The sequence below is a fragment of the Pseudomonas sp. 09C 129 genome, from assembly GCF_002843625.1.
In the GTDB taxonomy this organism is placed as follows: domain Bacteria; phylum Pseudomonadota; class Gammaproteobacteria; order Pseudomonadales; family Pseudomonadaceae; genus Aquipseudomonas; species Aquipseudomonas chlororaphis.
In genome coordinates this window covers 6,562,061-6,580,000 of record NZ_CP025261.1, presented here as the reverse complement: position 1 = coordinate 6,580,000, position 17,940 = coordinate 6,562,061, and the positions used below count along the sequence as shown (strand labels likewise).

The window sequence follows — 17,940 nt, the reverse complement described above, 5'->3', positions numbered from 1 at the left end:
TTCAGGCGTCGGCCGTGAGGTGTTCGAGCCAGTGCGGCGGCAGTCGTCGCTGCTGGCACAGGTCGCGCAGACGCAGACGTTGGGCCGGGCTCAACAACTCGAAGGCGATGACCTGGGGCAGCCCGTCGGAAACGTTGCGCTGCGCCGCCAATTGCTCCTCCATCAGGTCCAGCGCCAGCTGGTTGAGATCGACGCTGCGCCGCTGGGCCAGGCCGTTGATCCGGCGGCTGTCCAGGCCCATGCCCAGGCTCTTGAGCACCAGTTGATTGAAGGCCCGGTCGTTGTAGTGGCGGGCCGGGAAGGGGTTGTCCAGGGCGATGGCGGCGAACACCTCGCGGTTGTTGGTACGCCCCGCCTGCAGCGCCAGGTCGAGGCTGTGGCCTTGGCTATCCAGGTCGTCCAGGGCCTTGAGCAGGGCGCTCTTTTCCGAGTCGTCGGCCCAGAGGAACAGCTGGCGCAACAAGGGCAACCGATCGGCGCTGGCCTGCTGTTGCAGAAGCTGCGCCAACAACAGCGCGCGGGCCAGCTGGCTCCGGGTCCAGCCTTGGCTGTCGGGCACCAGGCTGTCACCGAGGCGGCGTTTGCACTGGCTGCTGAGCAGCACCAGGGTATTGGCCGAAGGCTTCCGGGCCAGTTGTTCCAGGGCCTCTTGCCACCAGCGGCGGGTGTCGGGGGCGAGCTGTCCGTCGAGCTGCCGGCGCCGTTCGGCGAAGGCGGCATGGCGGGGGGCGAGCGCATTCGAGGATGGGGCAATGACGTCCATGCTCATGTCGGCTTGATCCAGCGTTGAAGGTGGGGAAGCAGGAAAAACACCAGTACGCACAGCAGGCTGCCCAGGGGTTGGTTGGCCAGGGCCAGTACCAGGGCATCGAACAGTGGCAGGGCGGCCAGGCCGGCACCGATAAAGGCACGGATCTGCCGCTGCCGCGGGTTGGCCAGATGGCGCCGGTAGTGCCAGCCCAACCAGCCCAGCCACAGCAGCAGTACCAGCCAGAACACGCCGTTGTCGGCATAAGCGACCAGGGCCAGCGGGCTGAGCATCAGCAGCAGCGGCAGGCGGCTGAGCAGCTGGTTCTTATGTTCCAGCCGGGCCAGGTAAGTCAGGCCGGCGATGTAGGCGCCCAGCAATGCGGCGCACAACCACAACGGTTGCGGTGGCATGGCCAGGCTGGCGGCGGCGGTCAGGTACAGGGCCGAGCGGCAGCCGCCCATGAGCCAGACGCTGTGGGGGTGTTTTTTGTGCAGCAGGTTGTAGGCCAGGATGAACAGCAGCAACAACCCGGCGCTGGCCAGCAGCCAGCGAGGCTGGGCGATCAACTGGCTGAGCCCTAGCAGCGACAGCAACGCCAACAGCAGCAGGGCGGTGGTGGCCAGGCTCACCTGAGTGCGACTGACCAGGCCGAGGACAATGGGGCGCGGGTTCTGGTGCTGCTGATCCCAGTCGGCATCCAGCAGGTCGTTGAGCAGCATGCCCGCCAGGTAGAGCGCCGAGAGCACCACCAGCAGCAGGGTCCAGACCAGCGACGAGGGCGGCGCCAGGGCGGTGGCGCTGCTGGCCAGCAGGGCGGCGGCCAGGGCGTTGGTCCACACCGTCGGCAGGTTGGAGACCCGCCCCAGGGTCAGCCAGGTGCTCAGCGCTGAAGGCGTCATTGCGCGCAGCCCTCGCTCCAGGCGAAGTCCGCTCTGCCGAGGCTGGCCAGGCGCAACAGGGCTTGTTCCATCACTGGCAGTTCGATGTGGTGCACATCGATGGACTGGCCCAGGCGGTTGAGCATCGGGATCGACAACTGCCCCCCCAGGTGCTGGCGGAACTCTTCCAGCCCTTGCAGCACCAGAGAGCCACCCTGGGCGTCTTTCAGGCGCAGTTCCGCGGGGCACAGGTTGAAGCCGAGCTTGTCGAGCACGTGTAGCAGGCGCTGGGTTTCCCCATCGGACAGCAGGCCGATGGCGTTGGCGTAGAGCGCATCCAGAGCCATGCCCACGGCCACCGCCTCACCATGGCGCAAGCGGTGCCGACTGAGGTTTTCCAGCTTGTGGGCGGCCCAGTGGCCGTAATCCAGAGGCCGGCCGTTGCCCCGTTCAAAGGGGTCGCCGGCACCATTGATATGGCCCAGGTGCAGCTCGGCGCAGCGGCGGATGGCATAACGGCTGGCGCTGTGCTCGAAGCTGGCCAGGGCCTCGACCTGCTGCTCCATCCACTGGAAGAACGCATGATCCTTGATCACCGCGACTTTCACCGCCTCGGCGAGGCCGGCGATCTGGTCCCGGTGCGACAGGCTGAGCAGCAGCTGGAAGTCGTTGATCACTGCCGTGGCGGGGTAGAACGCCCCCAGCAGGTTCTTCTGGGCGAAGGCGTTGATGCCGTTTTTCACCCCGATGCCGGCGTCGTTCTGGGCCAGCACCGTGGTCGGGATGCGGACCAGGCGCATGCCCCGGTGGAAGGTGGCGCAGGCGTAGCCCACGGCGTCCAGTACCGCTCCGCCGCCCAGGGCCAGCACATAGCAGTGCCGGTCCAGGCCATGCTGCAGCATGTGCGCATACAACTGCTGGAGCACTTCCGGGGTTTTGCTCAGTTCCCCCGCCGGCACCGCGATCGGCGCGGCCTGCAGATGCAGGTCGGCGGTATGGGCGCTGAAGTAATCGCTGATCTGCCGTGGTAATTGCGCGGAGCACTGCAGCAGTTGCTCGTCGACAAACACCAGCACGGTGGTCCGCCCCGGATGCTGCCGGGTGAGTTGCTGGTGCAGGCAGGCATTGTCCGCCTGGAAGATGTGGTCGGTGAACAGTACCGGATAGTGGTAGCTCACCTCGAAGCGACCCTCCAGGGAGAGCGCTCGATCACCCTGCGGCTGCGCGACGCGTGACTTGAGCAGGCTGCGGCCGCCCAGGAACAGACCCGGCAGGACCATGCTGGCGAGAATGGTCGCCAGCAGGGCGTTCTGCTCTACCAGCAGACTGCCGATGGCGCTGTAGGCCAGGGCCAGTCCGGCGTTGGCCAGGGTGGTGACCAGCAGGAACTGGCGCAGCGGGTAGCGCTGCATGCCGGCGGCCAGCACCGAGGTCTCGGCCAGCACTGGCACACCACGCAGGCAGACCAGCGACAAGGTACTGAGGCGATAGGCCAGCTGCCCGGGTTGCCAGCTTCTGAGACCGAGCCAGTTGGAGAGCAGGCGAAAGTAGCCTGCCCCCAGCCAGTAGCCCAGGCAGGCTCCCAGGCACAGGCCGATAAAGATCACCAGGTAGCCGCCGATGGCACCCAGGGCTGCCACAGCCAGCAGCGCCACCAGGCTTGAAGGTACTGGCAGCAGCACATCCAGCGTCAGCAGGGCTACCAGCAGCAGGGCCAGGCCTAAACGTTGCGTGGGGTCGGTGGGTAGCAAGCTGCCCAGATGATTCAGCAGCTGTTGGATCTGCTGTTCGAACAGCAGGAAGCTGGCGACCACCAGGATCGAGAACAGGAATAACGAGAGCCAGTAATTCTCAGTCGTACCCTTCAGCGAGAAGGCACGAGGCAACGAGCTGCGCTTCATCAAGCATCCCTCTTGATTGATATGACTTATTCCGTGTCAGTTCAGCTTGTAAGGCAGGGGAGATGTTCGGTTATTGAATTCCTCGAAAGGTTCTTATTGGTTTTTGCCCCGTTGGAGAACACTTGGATGGCGATTAGTCATCAACTTAGCCAAGGCCGAGAGTTTTGCAAGTAAACCGAGCGAGCTGGCTGCAATACGCTTTTCTGGTTCGTTGGGAAAGCCTGGGAGTAATGTGTTTGTACTGTTGTGAACAGTCTTGTGGATGGACTGTGATGACCTGTTTTTGTGGGTTTTATTCAATGGACTTGGGGCGGTGCAAGATTTTTTGGTGTGGCGTTCGGCTATAGAATGTATTGCCTTTTTTCATATGCAAGAGAAGTAACCAAAAGAAATAAGCGCCGCAATTTATAAAGGGAATACTTTGGAAAGTAGTGGGGGATAAGGCAGGATTTGAAATAACTATTCTTAGGCTGACTATTAGTTGGCTATTGAATAGGTGGCTTGTTGGTTTGGGCTTTATTGAATTGTATGGGCGAATTTACTGTATGGACTTATTTAAGGAGGCGGTTGTTTGTTTGGTAGTAAGAATCATTCGTGAAGTTGTTCGGTTAAGTTGCCTTGCTTGAAACAATATGTATTGCCGTGCGCCATGGACCTGACTGTTTCTGCATCGGTTGTCCGTGAAGATCGGGCTGCACGGCGGCTGCGGTGAGGGAAAACTCACCGCAGCCGTGGGCTCAGGCCGGAGTGACGCGTTCGGCGGCAAGGAACTCTTCGGTGGACAAGACGCTGGCATAGGCGAACGCCAGGGCTGACATGACCGCGTTCTGAACCTGTGCCGCGGCGACTCGCTGGCCATTGAACTCCAGGTCGAGGGTGGCGCAGGCGTCATGAATCACTTTCACCGGGTAGCCCAGGTCGGCGGCGGCCCTGGCGGTACCTTCCACACACATGTGGCTCATGCTGCCGACCACCACCAGTTGTTCGATGCCGTGCTGGTCAAGAATGGCCTTGAGCTCGGTTTCGCGGAACGAGTTGACGAAGTGCTTGAGCACCACCGGCTCGTCGGCGCGGTTGCTGACCTTCGGATGCAGTTGCGCGCCGCTGGAGCCGGGGGTGAAGAACGGTGCGCTGTCGGAGGTGAATTCGTGGCGGATGTGCACCACCTGCTGGCCGCTGTCGCGGAAGGCCTGGATCAGCCGCGCGGCGTTGTCGGCGGCGGCTTCGGCGCCGACCAGGGGCCACTTGCCGTTGGGGAAGTAGTCGTTCTGGATATCGATTACGATGAGCGCTTGCTTGGCCATGGGTGTTTCCTCTGAAGTAGTGGTTGGCTGTGGAGTCCAGTATTGGCTCCGGCGGGCCGGTCGAGGATTGGCCGCACCGACAATAGCAGGGGGAAAACTGACAATGGGTATGGAAAGCGCAGTCGCCGAACTGGGCGTGCTGATCTATCCCGGCGCACAGATGGCCGCGGTGCATGGCTTGACCGACCTGTTCGAGGTCGCCAACCGCATTGCCGCCGAACAGCGCAGCACACAGTTGCCGCTGCTGCGCATCAGCCACTGGCAGGCCCAGGCCGACCAGGCGCCCGTACGGGTGTACGACAGTCACTCGGGTGCTGACGGTCCATTGCTGGCGGTGCTGATCCCACCCTCGGTGGCCGGTTTTTCCCAGGCGCAGGCACCGCAGGCGCTGATCCAATGGCTGCGCCAGCAGCATGCCAATGGCGCGACCCTGGGCGGGGTCTGTGTCGGTTCGATCCTGCTGGCCGAAAGCGGCCTGCTCGACGGCCGCAGCGCCACCACTCACTGGACCTCGGCGAAGCGGTTCGCCGAGCGCTACCCGAACATCCGCCTGAACGCCGACAAGCCGATCGTCGACGACGGCGACCTGATCACCACCGCCGGCCTGATGGCCTGGTCCGAGTTGGGGCTGCGCCTGGTCGACCGCCTGCTGGGCCCGAGCATCGCCAGCGGCACCGCGCGTTTCCTGGTGATCGAACACAGCGACAGCGCCAGTCAGTGCGGCAGTAACTTCGCGCCGATCCTCGGCCATGGCGACGCGGCGATCCTCAAGGTGCAGCACTGGCTGCAGGCCAATGGCGCGGTGGACGTTTCCCTCGCCGTCATGGCGCAGCAGGCCGGGCTGGAGGAGCGCACCTTCCTGCGGCGCTTCCGGGCCGCCACCGGGCTCAAACCCACCGAATATTGCCAGCACTTGCGGGTAGGCAAGGCACGGGAAATGCTCGAGTTCACCAACGGCACCATCGACCATATCGCCTGGACGGTCGGTTACCAGGACCCGGGGGCGTTCCGCGCCACCTTCAAGAAGATCACCGGGCTTGCGCCCAGCGAGTATCGCGCGCGTTTCGGCGTGACACCGCCGGCACCGCTGGCGCGGGCCGGGCAGGGCTGACCCCGCGGGTCGTGCAAAATACCGGGCGTCGCCGGCCGATCGTGCAAAATAAAACAGGCGCAATGCCAGCAGCGATGGCCTGGAGCGCTTATTCCATGGGGGCATTCGACTTCCCCCTGGCCCTGGCGTGATCCCTGCACCCTGTCTTGTACATTCATCACGCCGATGACAAAGGGGGACGCATGACCCCGACGCAACGCAAGAAGCTGGTGGTCGCCCACTCGGTCCATCCGGGGGCCTCGCAGCATGTCGTGGAGACCAATCGCGCGCTGGCCCGCTGGCTGGCGCAGATCCTCGGGTTGCAGTTCGCCGGTGACTACGACCCGCTCGTGCATGGGCAGAGCGAGCTGTACCTGTTGCCGACGCAGACCATCGTCGGCCCCGCCGCGGCCCGGCAATTGCGGCTCAAGGGGCCGGACGACCTGTGGGGCGGGTATGTCGAGCATGACTTTATCTGCACCAAGGCCATTACCCATGGTCTGTTGAACAGGAACGCCGTGGCCCCGCCGGGCTGGGCGGCGCTGTTCTCCCAGCGGGTGCGCAATGTGGTGCTGGACGGCCTGAGCGTGTTTTCCCTGAATGACGCCCGGCCAGCGGCCAGTCATTTGCTTTACAGCGGGCCGATCCGCATGAAACCGATCCATGCCTGCGCCGGTCGCGGCCAGCAGGTGATCGAGAGCCTGGAGCGCTTCGACGAGATGCTGGCGCAACCGGACGTCGCCCGGCAGTTCAATCAAGGCGTGGTCCTGGAGCAGGATCTGCAACAGGTGGCCACCTACAGCGTCGGCCAGTCCTTTATCGCCGGCCACGTCCTCAGTTACTGCGGCCAGCAGTACCTGACCGAAGACTCCGACAGCGAGCAGGTCTACGGCGGTTCCGAGCTGTTGGTGGTGCAGGGTGGCTACCCTGAGTTGCTGGCGCTGCAACTGCCGCAGCAAGTGCGCCTGGCGGTGCAGCAGGCGCGGGTTTTCGACGCCGCCGCCGATGAGGCCTATCCCCGATTCTTCGCCTCCCGGCGCAACTACGACATCGCCCAGGGCCTGGACGCCGAAGGCCGGCAGCGCAGCGGCGTACTCGAGCAATCGTGGCGCATGGGCGGTGCCAGCAGCGCCGAAGTGGCGGCTTTGCAGGCCTTTATCGAGCATCCGGAGATGCGCGCGATTCGTGTGTCCGCGGTGGAAACCTATGTCGACCGGCCCTTGCCGGCCGATGCCATCGAGGTCTATCGCGGGCCCGCGGAACACAGTGACTTTCTTCTCAAATATGTAACGGTCCAATCCTATGACGGCTAGAAGCGAAAGCATTCAAATCGACATCGATGACGAGCAGATGCGCGGGACTTTCCTCAGCCCCAAGTCGAAAGTCCCCGGCGTACTGTTTGTCCACGGCTGGGGCGGTAGCCAGGAGCGCGACCTGGAGCGCGCCCGCGGCATCGCCGGGCTGGGTTGCGTGTGCCTGACCTTCGACCTGCGGGGCCACGCCGGCAGCGGCATCCCGCTGAACCGCGTGACCCGCGAAGACAACCTGCGCGACCTGTTGGCGGCCTATGACCGCCTGCTGGCCCATCCGGCCCTCGACACCTCGGCGATTGCGGTGGTGGGCACCAGTTATGGCGGCTACCTGGCGAGCATCCTGACCTCGCTGCGACCGGTGCGCTGGCTGGCGCTGCGGGTCCCGGCGTTGTACCGCGACGAAGCCTGGAACAGCCCCAAGCGCGACCTGGACAAGGCCGACCTGCTGGATTACCGCAGCAGCCTGGTGCGTGCCGACAGCAACCGGGCGCTGCATGCCTGTTCGACGTTCACCGGGGATGTGCTGCTGGTGGAATCGGAAAACGACGAGCATGTGCCCCACGCCACGTTCATGAGCTACCGCGCGGCCTGCCAGCAGACCCATTCAATGACCCACCGGATCATCGATGGCGCCGACCATGCCCTGAGCGATCCCGTGTCGCAGCAGGCCTACACCTCGATCCTGGTGGACTGGATCACGGAAATGGTGGTGGGAGAACGCTTGAGCATCATTCAGTCGCGATAGTCGCAAGCGCTGGTTGAATGAGGCGCGCAAGCTCGCTCCTGGAGAGGAACGCGCGCGTGCGCGATAGCCTCAGCTGCCTTTGCGCGGCTTTTTCTCCACGCGCAACGCCTTGGCCCTGGCCTCCACCACCAGGTACATCAGCAGCGCGATCAGCAGCGGCAGGATGAAGTAGATCGCCCGGTAGGCGATCAACCCGGCCAGCAGGCTGCCGCGGGACACCTCATGTTGCAGCAGGGCGATAAACACCGCCTCCAACACCCCGAGCCCCGCCGGAATATGGGTGATGACCCCGGCGATGCTGCTGATCAGCAGCACCCCGAGCACCACCGGGTAATCGAGCTTGCTGGGCAGCAGGGTAAAGATCACCGCTGCCATCAGCGACCAGTTGAGTGCGCCCAGGGCCAGTTGCAGCAAGGCCATGTGCAACGAGGGCAAGTTGATCTCGACCCCGTGTATCGACCACTCGCGCCGTCGGGAAAACCGACAGGCCGCCAGGTAACCCACGCCCAGCACCAGCAGCAGGACGCCCACGCCCTGCAACGCGCCGTTGCTGAGTTGCCAGCCGGGCGGCAACTTCATCAGGCCACTGGCGAATACCGCGCCGGCCAGGGCCATGTAGCCGAACCAGTTGGTGGCCAGGCTCAGGCCGAGGATCTTGGCGATATTGCCGGTGCTCACCCCGAGCCTGGAATACAGCCGGTAGCGCATGGCGATCCCGCCAATCCAGGCGCTGAGGTTGAGGTTGAAGGCGTAGCTGATGACCCCCACCGGCAGGATCTGCCGCCAGCCGAGGTTCTGCCGGATGTAGGTGCGACCGATCAGGTCGAAGCAGGCATAGACCAGGAAGCTGGCCAGGGTCAGGCCCGCGGCGATGACCAGGGTGCGCACCTTGAAGTCGGCCAGGGTGCCGAGCACTTCGCTCCAGTCGATGCGCCGGGCCAGCAGGGTGAACAGCACGATCAACAGCAGGAAGAAGGCGATGGTCAGCGGTTTCTTCAGGCGTTGCCAGCGCGACCGGGAGTGCGATGCGGCAGGCGTCGAGCCATGGGCGTCAGTGTGGCTCATGGGGCGACTCCCGCGGGGTGGCGGCCTGGCCGAAGGGCTTCAATTGCGGCTTGTGGGCGGGCAGCCAGCCGGCCCAGGCCGGGAAGTGACGCAGGATGTGAAACACCAGGAAACCCACGGTCAGGCGCCACAAGCGGCCACGCCCGGAGCCCTTGGCCGGCATGGCCTGGCAGTGGTCGCGACTGAGCCGGTCGAGGCGCTCGAACAGGTCGCGATTGAACGCCCGGTCGCGGATCAGCACATTGGCCTCCAGGTTCAGCGACAGGCTCAGCGGGTCGAGATTGCTCGAGCCCACGGTGCTCCAGTCGTCGTCCACCAGCGCCACCTTGCCGTGCAGTGGCCGTTCGCAATATTCGTAGATGGTCACGCCGTCCTTGAGCAGGTAGTCGTAGAGCATGCGTGCCGCCAGCCTGGCCACCAGCATGTCCGGCTCGCCCTGCAGGATCAGCCGCACCTCGACGCCACGGCGCGCGGCGTTGCGGATCTCGCGCAGCAGCCGATAGCCGGGGAAGAAGTAGGCATTGGCGATTACCACCCGCTGGCGGGCCCCGCGCAGTACCAGGCGGTAGACCTCTTCGATATCGCTGCGGTGCTGGCGGTTGTCGCGATAGACCAGGCGCACCTGGCCGTCATGGTCGGTCAGGGCCAACTCCGCGCGGCGCTGCCGGCGGCGTTGCCACCAGTAACGGGCGCGGGCCGGGCGGTCGCCTTGCAGCAGGGCGAAATGGTGGATATCCACCACCGCCGGCCCCTGGATCTCTACCGAGTAATCCTGCTTGGCCTGGGGGCCGAAATCGGCCAGGTGGTCGGCGGAGAAATTAATTCCGCCGACAAAGGCAATGGCGCCGTCGACCACCACGATCTTGCGATGCAGGCGGCGGAACCAGTTGGTGCGCACCCCGAAAATCGGCTGTGCCGGGTCGAATATCTGCAAGCGCACCCCGGCGTTGCTCATGGCGGCAAGGAACTCGGTGCTCAATTCACCGCAACCGAAGCCGTCCAGGCTGACGATGACCCGCACGCCACGCTGTGCAGCCTCGATCAGGATACGATGCAGCTCGTGGCCGACCTTGTCCTCGAAGAGGATGAAGGTCTCCAGCAGGATCTCGTTCTGCGCCTGGCGCAGCACTTCGAACACCCGGGGAAAATACGCCTCGCCATTCTCCAGCAGCACCACCCGGTTGTTGCTGTGCCAACCGTACTCGAGGTCCATCCGTAGCGGCTCGTGGGCCAGCCCCGCGTCAGGCGGGTGGTCCACCGTGGTTTTTTCCAGGGGCATGTCGTTCATAACTCGACCTCGACCGACAGCGGTGCGTGATCGGAGAGATGGGACCAGGGATGGGAGGCCAGGACCTGGGGCCGGTGGATTTTCAGGTGACGCACGTAGATCCGGTCCAGCCGCAACAGTGGCAGGCGCGCGGGGAAGCTGCGTGCCGGTTTGCCGTGCTGGCTGACAAAGGCCTCCTGCAAGCCACTGGGGGCGAGCTGTGCATCGGCGCGCAGCCGCCAGTCGTTGAAGTCGCCGGCGACGATCAAGGGCGCGTCGGCGGGGAGCTCGGCGATCAGTTGCAGCAGCAGATCCAGCTGTTGTTGGCGATGGCTTTCGCGCAACCCCAGGTGCACGCAAATGGCATGCACTTCCAGGGCATCGCCGGGCAGGCGCAGCACGCAATGCAACAGGCCGCGGCTCTCGTGCCCGGACAGGGAGATGTCGAGGTTGTCGTAGCGAATGATCTGGAATTTCGAGAGCAGCGCATTGCCGTGGTCGCCGGCCGGGTACACCGCGTTGCGTCCATAGGCGAACTGCGGCCAGATGCTGTCGGCGAGGAATTCGTATTGCGGCATGCTCGGCCAATTGTTGTAGCGCTGCGGGTGCTGGTCGTGGGCGCCGTGCACCTCCTGCAGGAACACCACGTCGGCGGCCACGCTGCGCACCGCCTCGCGCAGCTCGGGCAGGATGAAGCGCCGGTTCAGGGCGGTGAAGCCCTTGTGGGTATTCACCGTCAGCACTGTGAAGCGGCGCGTGGCGGCGAGCCCGATCGCGGGCGGTATCGGGTTGTTGGCCGACTCGTCATGGCTCATGGCAGTACCCCGGGCGCGGCAGGCTCGCCGGGCGCTGTCGCCAGTACCACGCCGTGCTGGCGCAGCAGATGGGTGAATTCGGGCACGGCAAAGCTTGCGTGGCGAATTTCCACGGCATGGCGCATGGCTTTTTTGCCGTAGGCCTTGGTGCTGGCGTGGCCGTTGAGGCGTGGTTCGTGCTGGCGGGCGAGGGTGGCGGCCTGTTCGGTATCGGCGGGCAATTGCTGAAGAAAGGCGCCGAACAGCTCGGCGTCGAACCGAAAGCTTGGCGCAAACTGCCACAGGATCGGCCCGAGCTTGTTCTTGAACTCCAGCACGCCCGAGGCGAAGAAGTTGGCGATCGGCTTGTGCACATCCCGCAGCCGCAGGATATGGGTGATGTAGCGCGGCGCCTTGACGCTGAACACGAAGTCCTTGGGCGTATCGGCATACCAGTCGGCATAACGCTCGGGGGTCTGCAGCGCGTAGAACGAACCGTTGATTTCGATGCTGTTGACTGCGCGCGAAGCGAATTGCAGCTCGCGCTTGTGCGTCAGCCCCTCGGGGTAGAAATCTCCACGCCAGGGCTTGTAGCGCCAGCCGGAAATACCGATATGAATCGCCGCCATGTCCGCTCCCGTCTAGGGGCCTTCGAACCGCCTCTGTCTTTTGATGACTGCCCGGCTGACGGGAAAGTTTCGACCTTCCTACGGACGGTGTTTTCCAGCCCGTAGCCGCGGGCTGGCGGGTAATGGGCCGGCCGACGGTGGCAAATCCTGCGCCAGGCAGTCGCTAACGCCAGCCCCGCCAGGCGCCACCCTTTATGACCGGGCATAAAAAAACGCAGCCGGCCAGGGCTGCGCTTTTCTGGTTGGGGCCTGCTGGTGGGCTCAGTGCCCGACCACCACCCGGCTCGATCCCTCGGCCGGCTCGGCGTATACCGGGCCGAGGCGATCCAGGCGGCCGCTCCAGGCGGTCAGGGCCAGGGCGCCCAGTACCACCAGGCCACCGATCCAGGCGGTGTGGATCAGCCCCAGGTGGGCGACGATCAGGCCGCCACCCCAGGCGCCGCCGGCGATGCCGAGGTTGAAGGCGGCGATGTTCAGGCCCGAAGCCACGTCTACCGCTTGCGGGGTGTGGTGTTCGGCCTGGCGCACCACGTAGACCTGCAGGCCCGGTACGTTGCCGAAGGCCACGGCGCCCCACACCAGTACGGTGGCCAGTGCCAGCCATGGGTTGCCGGCGGTGAAGGTGAGCAGGAACAGCACGCCGGCCAGCAGGGCGAAGATGATCTTCAAGGCGCTGATCGGGCCGCGCTTGTCCGCCAGCTTGCCGCCCCAGATGTTGCCCACGGCGACCGAGATCCCGTAGACCAGCAGCACCAGGCTGACGGTGCTGGCGCTGAAGCCGGAAATGTCCTGGAGAATCGGCGCGAGGAAGGTGAAGGCGATGAACGAGCCGCCGTAGCCCACCGCGGTCATGGCGTACACCAGCAGCAGGCGCGGTTGTTTCAACACTTGCAGTTGTTGCAGCAAGGACGCCGGTTTGCTGTGGGCGATGTTTTTCGGCACGTAGATCAGGCTGCCGATAAAGGCGATCACACCCAGGGCGGATACCGCGAGGAAGGTTTCGCGCCAGCCGAAATGCTGGCCGATAAAGGTCCCCAGCGGCACGCCGGTGACCAGGGCCACCGTCAGGCCGGTGAACATGATGGCAATCGCGCTGGCGGCTTTTTCCTTGGGCACCAGGCTGGTGGCGATGGTCGAGCCGATGGAGAAGAACACGCCATGGGCCAGGCCGGTGACGATGCGTGCCAGGACCAGGGATTCATAGCTGGGCGCTTGCCAGGCCAGCAGGTTGCCGAGGGTGAACAGCACCATCAGCGACAGCAGCAACAGCTTGCGCGGGACCTTGCCGGTCAGCGCGGTGAGCACCGGCGCGCCGACGGCGACACCCAGGGCGTACAGGCTGACCAGCAGCCCGGCGGACGGCAGGCTGACGCCGAGGTCGGCGCCGATGGTGGGTAACAGGCCAACGATGACGAACTCAGTCGTCCCGATGGCGAAGGCGCTGAGGGTCAGCGCGAGCAAGGCAATGGGCATGGCTGCAACTCCGGTGGATTTGACAATGGAGCGCAGTGTCCGGATTTGAATCGTGCGGAAAAATAGCGGTTCCGGTATTTGATATTTGACCTGAAGGCAAATATCGAGCTGAGCGCGATCACTGCGCTTCTGTAGGAGCGAAGCTTGCTCGCGATAAGGCCGACGCGATGCACCAGGCCGCCCACGACCCGATATCAGTGGCGAATCAACCGGGTCCGCAGCTCAAGGCTGGCCTGCGGCTCAAGGTCCAGCCAGACATGCGGTTTGCCGGCGATCTCGGCGGCCGCGGGCAGGCCGTCGCGGTACACCAGCCGGTTGCCGGCCAGGGCCGGGACCTTCGGCCCGGGCAGCAAGGTGCCGGCGAGGTTCAGCGGGTCGACGCCACACACCGCGATCAGGCTGCCATCCAGCGGGCGGCGGCGCACTTCGCGCAACAGGGCGATGGCCTCGGGCAGGGCGAACTGCTCGCCGGCCAGGCCGCTGACAAAACGCCCGCCGCGAATTTCGCCGCGGGCCTCCAGCCGATGGAAGGTGCGCAACAGTTCGCGCCAGCTCGGCAGCCAGTCGGCCTCGCGTTCCAGCAGGCGCCAGAACACCACGCCATAACGCCGCAACAGGGTCATGGCGATGTGTTCCAGGGTGGCCGGTGGGGTTGCCTGCCCATGACCGCCGACGCCCTCCGGTACTGGCGACGGACGCCGTAGCAGGGCCCAGCGCCCTGCATCGTCCATGCCGCCGACCACGGCCCCGCGCCCGCGTCGGCCGCTGCGGGCCAGACGCTTGCTGGACGGGGTGATCAAGGCGCGCAGGCCGGCAAAACTGTCGGCATTCACCCACCCTGCGGCCACCAGTTCCTGCAGGGCGATCTCCAGCTCGGTGCGCAGGACATGGGCTTCATGCTGCAATTCATCGAAGAACAAGGCGCCGTGCTGGCTCAGGGCCTCATGGACCTTCTGCGCCTTGGGCGACAGCGCGCTGCTGTCGGGCTGTGCGTCCAGCCCGCTCCACAGCGCGACCTGGCTGCGCGGCAGCAGCACGATCGGCGTGTTGCGCAGGGTCGCGCCGGCGGCTTTGTGCGGCGCGCTGAGCCGGCTCCAGACCACCTTGCCGTTGCGGCACAGCTCATCCAGCCAGGTGGCGGAGTAATCCTTGATCCGCGCCGGCAGCAGGTCGCTGTCCCAGGCGCCGGCCGCGGCGGCATAGCCTTCGAACTGGGCGACCGTCTGCGCCAGCATGGCACTGCCCTGGCCCTGGGTGGCGCTGGACAGGTGCTGCCAGTCAAACAGAAAACGCATCAGGTCCTGCAGCGACACCGGTTCGATTTCCCGGCGCAGGCGTTTGACGGTGTAGCGATGAATCCGCGCCAGCAGATGCCGTTCGCACCATTCCTCCCGGGCCTCGCCGGGGCTGAAGCGGCCCCGCAGCACATAACCTTCGCCTTCCAGCTGCGCCAGGACCTGGGCGACCTTGCTGGCGCTCAGGCCCAGGGGCATGGCGATGCTCTCCAGCGGCAACGGGCCGAAGCCACTGAGCCGGGCTCGAATCACTTCGACCACCGCTTCATCGCGCTGCCATCGCTCATCGAAGCCGGGCGGCGCCTCGAGGAGCGGTTGCAGCAGCGCCTGTGGATAAATCGCCCGCAGGCAGCCCAGGCGCTCGATGGCCAGCCACAGGGCCTGTCCGCCGCCGATCTGCAAGCGGCTGGCGCGCCCGCTGTCCGCCAGGGCTTGCAGCCAGTCGGTCCACTGCGGGTTGGCCTGGGCTTCGTCCTCGCTGATACAGGCCAGGCTCATCAGCGCTTCATGCATTTCATCCGGGCTGCCGGGGGCGGGCCAGGCTTCCTCGCGCACCGACTGGATGGCCTCGGCATCCAGGGCGCCCAGATCGTCGCTGGATTCGGGGTCGCTCCAGCGGCGGCTGAGCACGGCCTGGGTGCGGCGCTCTTCCAGCGGTGCGTCGTCGAGGAAGGTGTAGGGCCGGGCGCTGAGGATTTCCGCGGCCAGGGGCGAGGGCGCCGGCAGGTCGCGGCTGATCAGGCGCAGCTCGCCGCGCTCCATGCGCCGCAACAGTGCCAGCCAGCCCTCGCTGTCCATGGCTTCGTGCAGGCAGTCGTCGAGGGTCTGTTCCACCAGCGGGTGATCGGGAATCTGCCGTTCGCCGGCGAGGTTCTCCAGGCAGGCGATCTGGTCGGGAAACACGCTGGCGATCAGGTCTTCGCTTTTCATCCGCTGGATCTGCGGCGCTACCTTGCGCCCGCCGACAAAGCGCGGCAGCGCCAGGGCCACCCCGGCATTCCAGCGCCAGCGCACGCCGAACAGCGGCGCCTCCAGCACGGCCTGGACCAGGATGTGTTCGGCGCTGTTGCTGTGCAGGTAACGCCAGACGTCGTCGAGCTCGAAACTGTGGCCGGTGGACAGCGACAGCACGATGGCGTCTTCGCTGGCGGCGGCCTGCAATTCGAAGTTGAAGGTGCGGCAGAAGCGCTTGCGCAGCGCCAGGCCCCAGGCGCGGTTGATCCGGCTGCCGAACGGCGTGTGGATGATCAGTTGGGTGCCGCCGGACTCATCGAAAAAACGCTCCATGATCAGCGTGTCCTGGGACGGCAGCGCGCCCAGGCTCTGGCGTGCGCGGGCCAGGTAGTCGACCAGTTGTTCGGCGCTGGCGGCGTCCAGGCCCAGGCTGTCGCCCAGCCAGTCGAGGGCGGGCTGTAGTTGGCCGGGGGTGGCGCCGAGCAACTCGTCGAGCCGGGCCAGCAGGCGCGCCACGGCAAACGACAGTTCGGCGCTGCGCCCGGGGGCTTCGCCGAGCCAGAACGGAATGGTCGGCGGCTGGCCGTGGGCGTCCTCGACCCGCACCCGGCCGGTTTCCACCCGCAGAATGCGGTACGAGGTATTGCCCAGCTGGAACACATCGCCGGCGATGCTTTCCACCGCGAAGTCTTCGTTGACGCTGCCGATATTCAGCGCCTGGGGCTCCAGCAGCACGGCGTAGTCGGCGTTGTCGGGGATGGTGCCGCCGCTGGTCACCGCCGTCAGCTGGCTGCCCCGCCGACCGCGCAGGCTGCGGTTGACGGCGTCGCGATGCAGATAGGCGCTGCGCATGCCCTGACGCCCGTTGTAACCTTCGGCGAGCATGCGCAGCAGCGCCTGGAAATGCCCTTCGTCGAGGTCGCTGTAGGGCGAGGCGCGGCGGATCATCTCCAGCAGCGGCTGCTCCTGCCATTCCTGGTTGCTGACTTCGGCGACGATCTGCTGCGCCAGCACATCCAGCGGCGCCCTGAGGATCTGCAGGGTGTCGAGTTCGCCGCGATGCACGCAGTCGAGCAGGGCGGCGCATTCGATCAGGTCGTCGCGGGTCAGGGCGAACAGGCGGCCCTTGGGCGTGCCGCCGACCTGGTGCCCGGAGCGCCCAACCCTTTGCAGAAAGGCCGAGATCGAACGCGGCGAGCCGATCTGGCACACCAGGTCGACATCGCCGATATCGATGCCCAGCTCCAGCGAGGCGGTGGCGATCAGTATTTGCAGGTCGCCGCGCTTGAGACGCTGTTCGGCGTCCAGGCGAAACTCCTTGGCCAGGCTGCCATGGTGGGCGGCCACCGCGTCCTTGCCCAGGCGTTCGCTGAGGTGGCGGCTCAGGCGTTCGGCCAGGCGCCGGGTGTTGACGAATACCAGGGTGGTACGGTGCTCCCGCGCCAGTTCGGCGATACGTTCGTAGACCCGTTCCCAGACGTCGTTGGCCATCACCGCCGACAGCGGCACGGGCGGCACTTCGATGGCCAGGTCCCGGGGGCGAGCGTGGCCGATGTCGACGATCTCGCAGGGGCGTTCATGGCCGACCAGGAAACGCGACACCGCTTCGATGGGCTTCTGCGTGGCCGACAGGCCGATGCGCGTCAGCGGCTCGGCGCAGAGCGCTTGCAGGCGCTCCAGGCTCAACGCCAGGTGGCTGCCGCGTTTGCTGGCGGCGATGGCGTGGATCTCGTCGACGATCACCGTGCGCGTGCTGGCGAGCATTTGCCGGCCGGAGGCCGAGCCCAGCAGCACATACAGCGATTCGGGGGTGGTCACCAGGATATGCGGCGCGCTCTTGCGCATGGCGCTGCGGTCTTTCTGCAGGGTGTCGCCGGTGCGCACCGCGGTGCTGATGCGCAATTGCGGCAGGCCCATGCGTTCGAGTTGCGCGGTGATCCCGGCCAGCGGGTCCTGCAGGTTGATCTGGATATCGTTGCTCAAAGCCTTGAGTGGCGAGACGTAGACCACCAGGGTCTGCTCCGGCAGTGTGCCGCCGTTTTCCAGACCGCGATGAACCAGCTCGTCGATCACCGCGAGGAAGGCGGTCAGGGTCTTGCCCGAGCCGGTGGGCGCGGCGATCAGCGTCGAGCGGCGCTGGCGGATCAGCGGCCAGGCCAGGGCCTGGGCGGCGGTCGCCGCCGGGAAGCAGCTGTCGAACCAGGCGCTGACCGCGGGATGAAAACCCGGCAGGGCGTTGGCGGGGATCTGGGGAAGGTTCATGCACAACGTTATGCGACCGCCGGAGTGAAGTTGCAAGCCTGCCTTGTCGCCGCTGGCGGCAGCAGCCCTGAAGGGCTGTGTGCTTTGTTGCTCTACACTTTCTCAGTGACGGTTGCGCCGGAAACCCGCAAAATGCAACGATTCTGAGCAATATTCATGGCCAAACCCGCGGGTCTGGCCGATTCAAACCATCGTTCCGAACAGATTGGGCCTGCTGAC

At 65.5% G+C, this 17,940-nt stretch carries 12 protein-coding genes and 1 pseudogene; 3 read left to right on the top strand and 10 right to left on the bottom strand.

The genetic code is table 11. From position 1 onward, the window contains the following. Position 1: 1 nt before the first annotated feature. From CXQ81_RS29425 to CXQ81_RS29410, 4 genes are all read right to left on the bottom strand, one after another. On the bottom strand, positions 2-769 hold the full coding sequence (locus CXQ81_RS29425; protein WP_101339253.1) for an EboA domain-containing protein: 768 nt from the start codon (positions 767-769) through the stop codon (positions 2-4). Next, positions 766-1,650 (bottom strand): UbiA family prenyltransferase, encoded by an 885-nt coding sequence (locus CXQ81_RS29420; RefSeq protein WP_101339252.1) that lies wholly within the window; start codon positions 1,648-1,650, stop codon positions 766-768. The genes CXQ81_RS29425 and CXQ81_RS29420 overlap by 4 nt, the downstream gene beginning before the upstream one ends. Beyond that, complete coding sequence (locus CXQ81_RS29415; RefSeq protein WP_101339251.1) at positions 1,647-3,530, bottom strand: 3-dehydroquinate synthase; 1,884 nt, start codon at positions 3,528-3,530, stop codon at positions 1,647-1,649. The genes CXQ81_RS29420 and CXQ81_RS29415 overlap by 4 nt, the downstream gene beginning before the upstream one ends. 737 nt (positions 3,531-4,267) lie before the next feature. Continuing rightward, entirely contained in the window at positions 4,268-4,834 is a 567-nt protein-coding gene (locus CXQ81_RS29410; protein ID WP_101339250.1) for a cysteine hydrolase family protein, read from the bottom strand. Positions 4,835-4,937: 103 nt separating this feature from the next. On the opposite strand from CXQ81_RS29410, the gene CXQ81_RS29405 reads away from it, so the two are divergent. The 3 genes from CXQ81_RS29405 (at position 4,938) to CXQ81_RS29395 (ending at position 7,982) form a co-directional block, all read left to right on the top strand. Next, positions 4,938-5,945 (top strand): GlxA family transcriptional regulator, encoded by a 1,008-nt coding sequence (locus CXQ81_RS29405; protein WP_101339249.1) that lies wholly within the window; start codon positions 4,938-4,940, stop codon positions 5,943-5,945. A 182-nt stretch (positions 5,946-6,127) separates the two neighbouring features. Beyond that, positions 6,128-7,237, top strand: coding sequence for a DUF3182 family protein (locus tag CXQ81_RS29400; RefSeq protein ID WP_101339248.1), 1,110 nt, complete (start codon positions 6,128-6,130; stop codon positions 7,235-7,237). Next, the gene (locus CXQ81_RS29395) at positions 7,227-7,982 is read left to right on the top strand and encodes a S9 family peptidase (protein WP_062824457.1); all 756 of its coding nucleotides are present in this window, start codon (positions 7,227-7,229) and stop codon (positions 7,980-7,982) included. Before CXQ81_RS29400 ends, CXQ81_RS29395 begins: the two co-directional genes overlap by 11 nt. Positions 7,983-8,051: 69 nt before the next feature. Here CXQ81_RS29395 and CXQ81_RS29390 read toward each other — a convergent pair whose 3' ends face one another. From CXQ81_RS29390 to CXQ81_RS29365, 6 genes and pseudogenes are all read right to left on the bottom strand, one after another. Further along, positions 8,052-9,047: a lysylphosphatidylglycerol synthase domain-containing protein gene (locus CXQ81_RS29390; protein WP_101339247.1), complete on the bottom strand. Its 996-nt coding sequence runs from the start codon at positions 9,045-9,047 to the stop codon at positions 8,052-8,054. After that, positions 9,034-10,335, bottom strand: a complete 1,302-nt coding sequence (clsB, locus tag CXQ81_RS29385) for a cardiolipin synthase ClsB (protein WP_101339246.1) — start codon at positions 10,333-10,335, stop codon at positions 9,034-9,036. The genes CXQ81_RS29390 and clsB overlap by 14 nt, the downstream gene beginning before the upstream one ends. Next, on the bottom strand, positions 10,332-11,129 hold the full coding sequence (locus CXQ81_RS29380; protein ID WP_101339245.1) for an endonuclease/exonuclease/phosphatase family protein: 798 nt from the start codon (positions 11,127-11,129) through the stop codon (positions 10,332-10,334). The genes clsB and CXQ81_RS29380 overlap by 4 nt, the downstream gene beginning before the upstream one ends. Positions 11,130-11,161: 32 nt before the next feature. Next, a pseudogene (locus tag CXQ81_RS29375) lies at positions 11,162-11,737 on the bottom strand (DUF72 domain-containing protein); the annotation flags it as partial. 261 nt (positions 11,738-11,998) lie between these two features. Next, positions 11,999-13,210, bottom strand: coding sequence for an MFS transporter (locus CXQ81_RS29370; protein ID WP_053262830.1), 1,212 nt, complete (start codon positions 13,208-13,210; stop codon positions 11,999-12,001). Positions 13,211-13,404: 194 nt separating this feature from the next. Further along, positions 13,405-17,721: a DEAD/DEAH box helicase gene (locus CXQ81_RS29365; RefSeq protein WP_101339244.1), complete on the bottom strand. Its 4,317-nt coding sequence runs from the start codon at positions 17,719-17,721 to the stop codon at positions 13,405-13,407. Between the last annotated feature and the right edge of the window lie 219 nt (positions 17,722-17,940).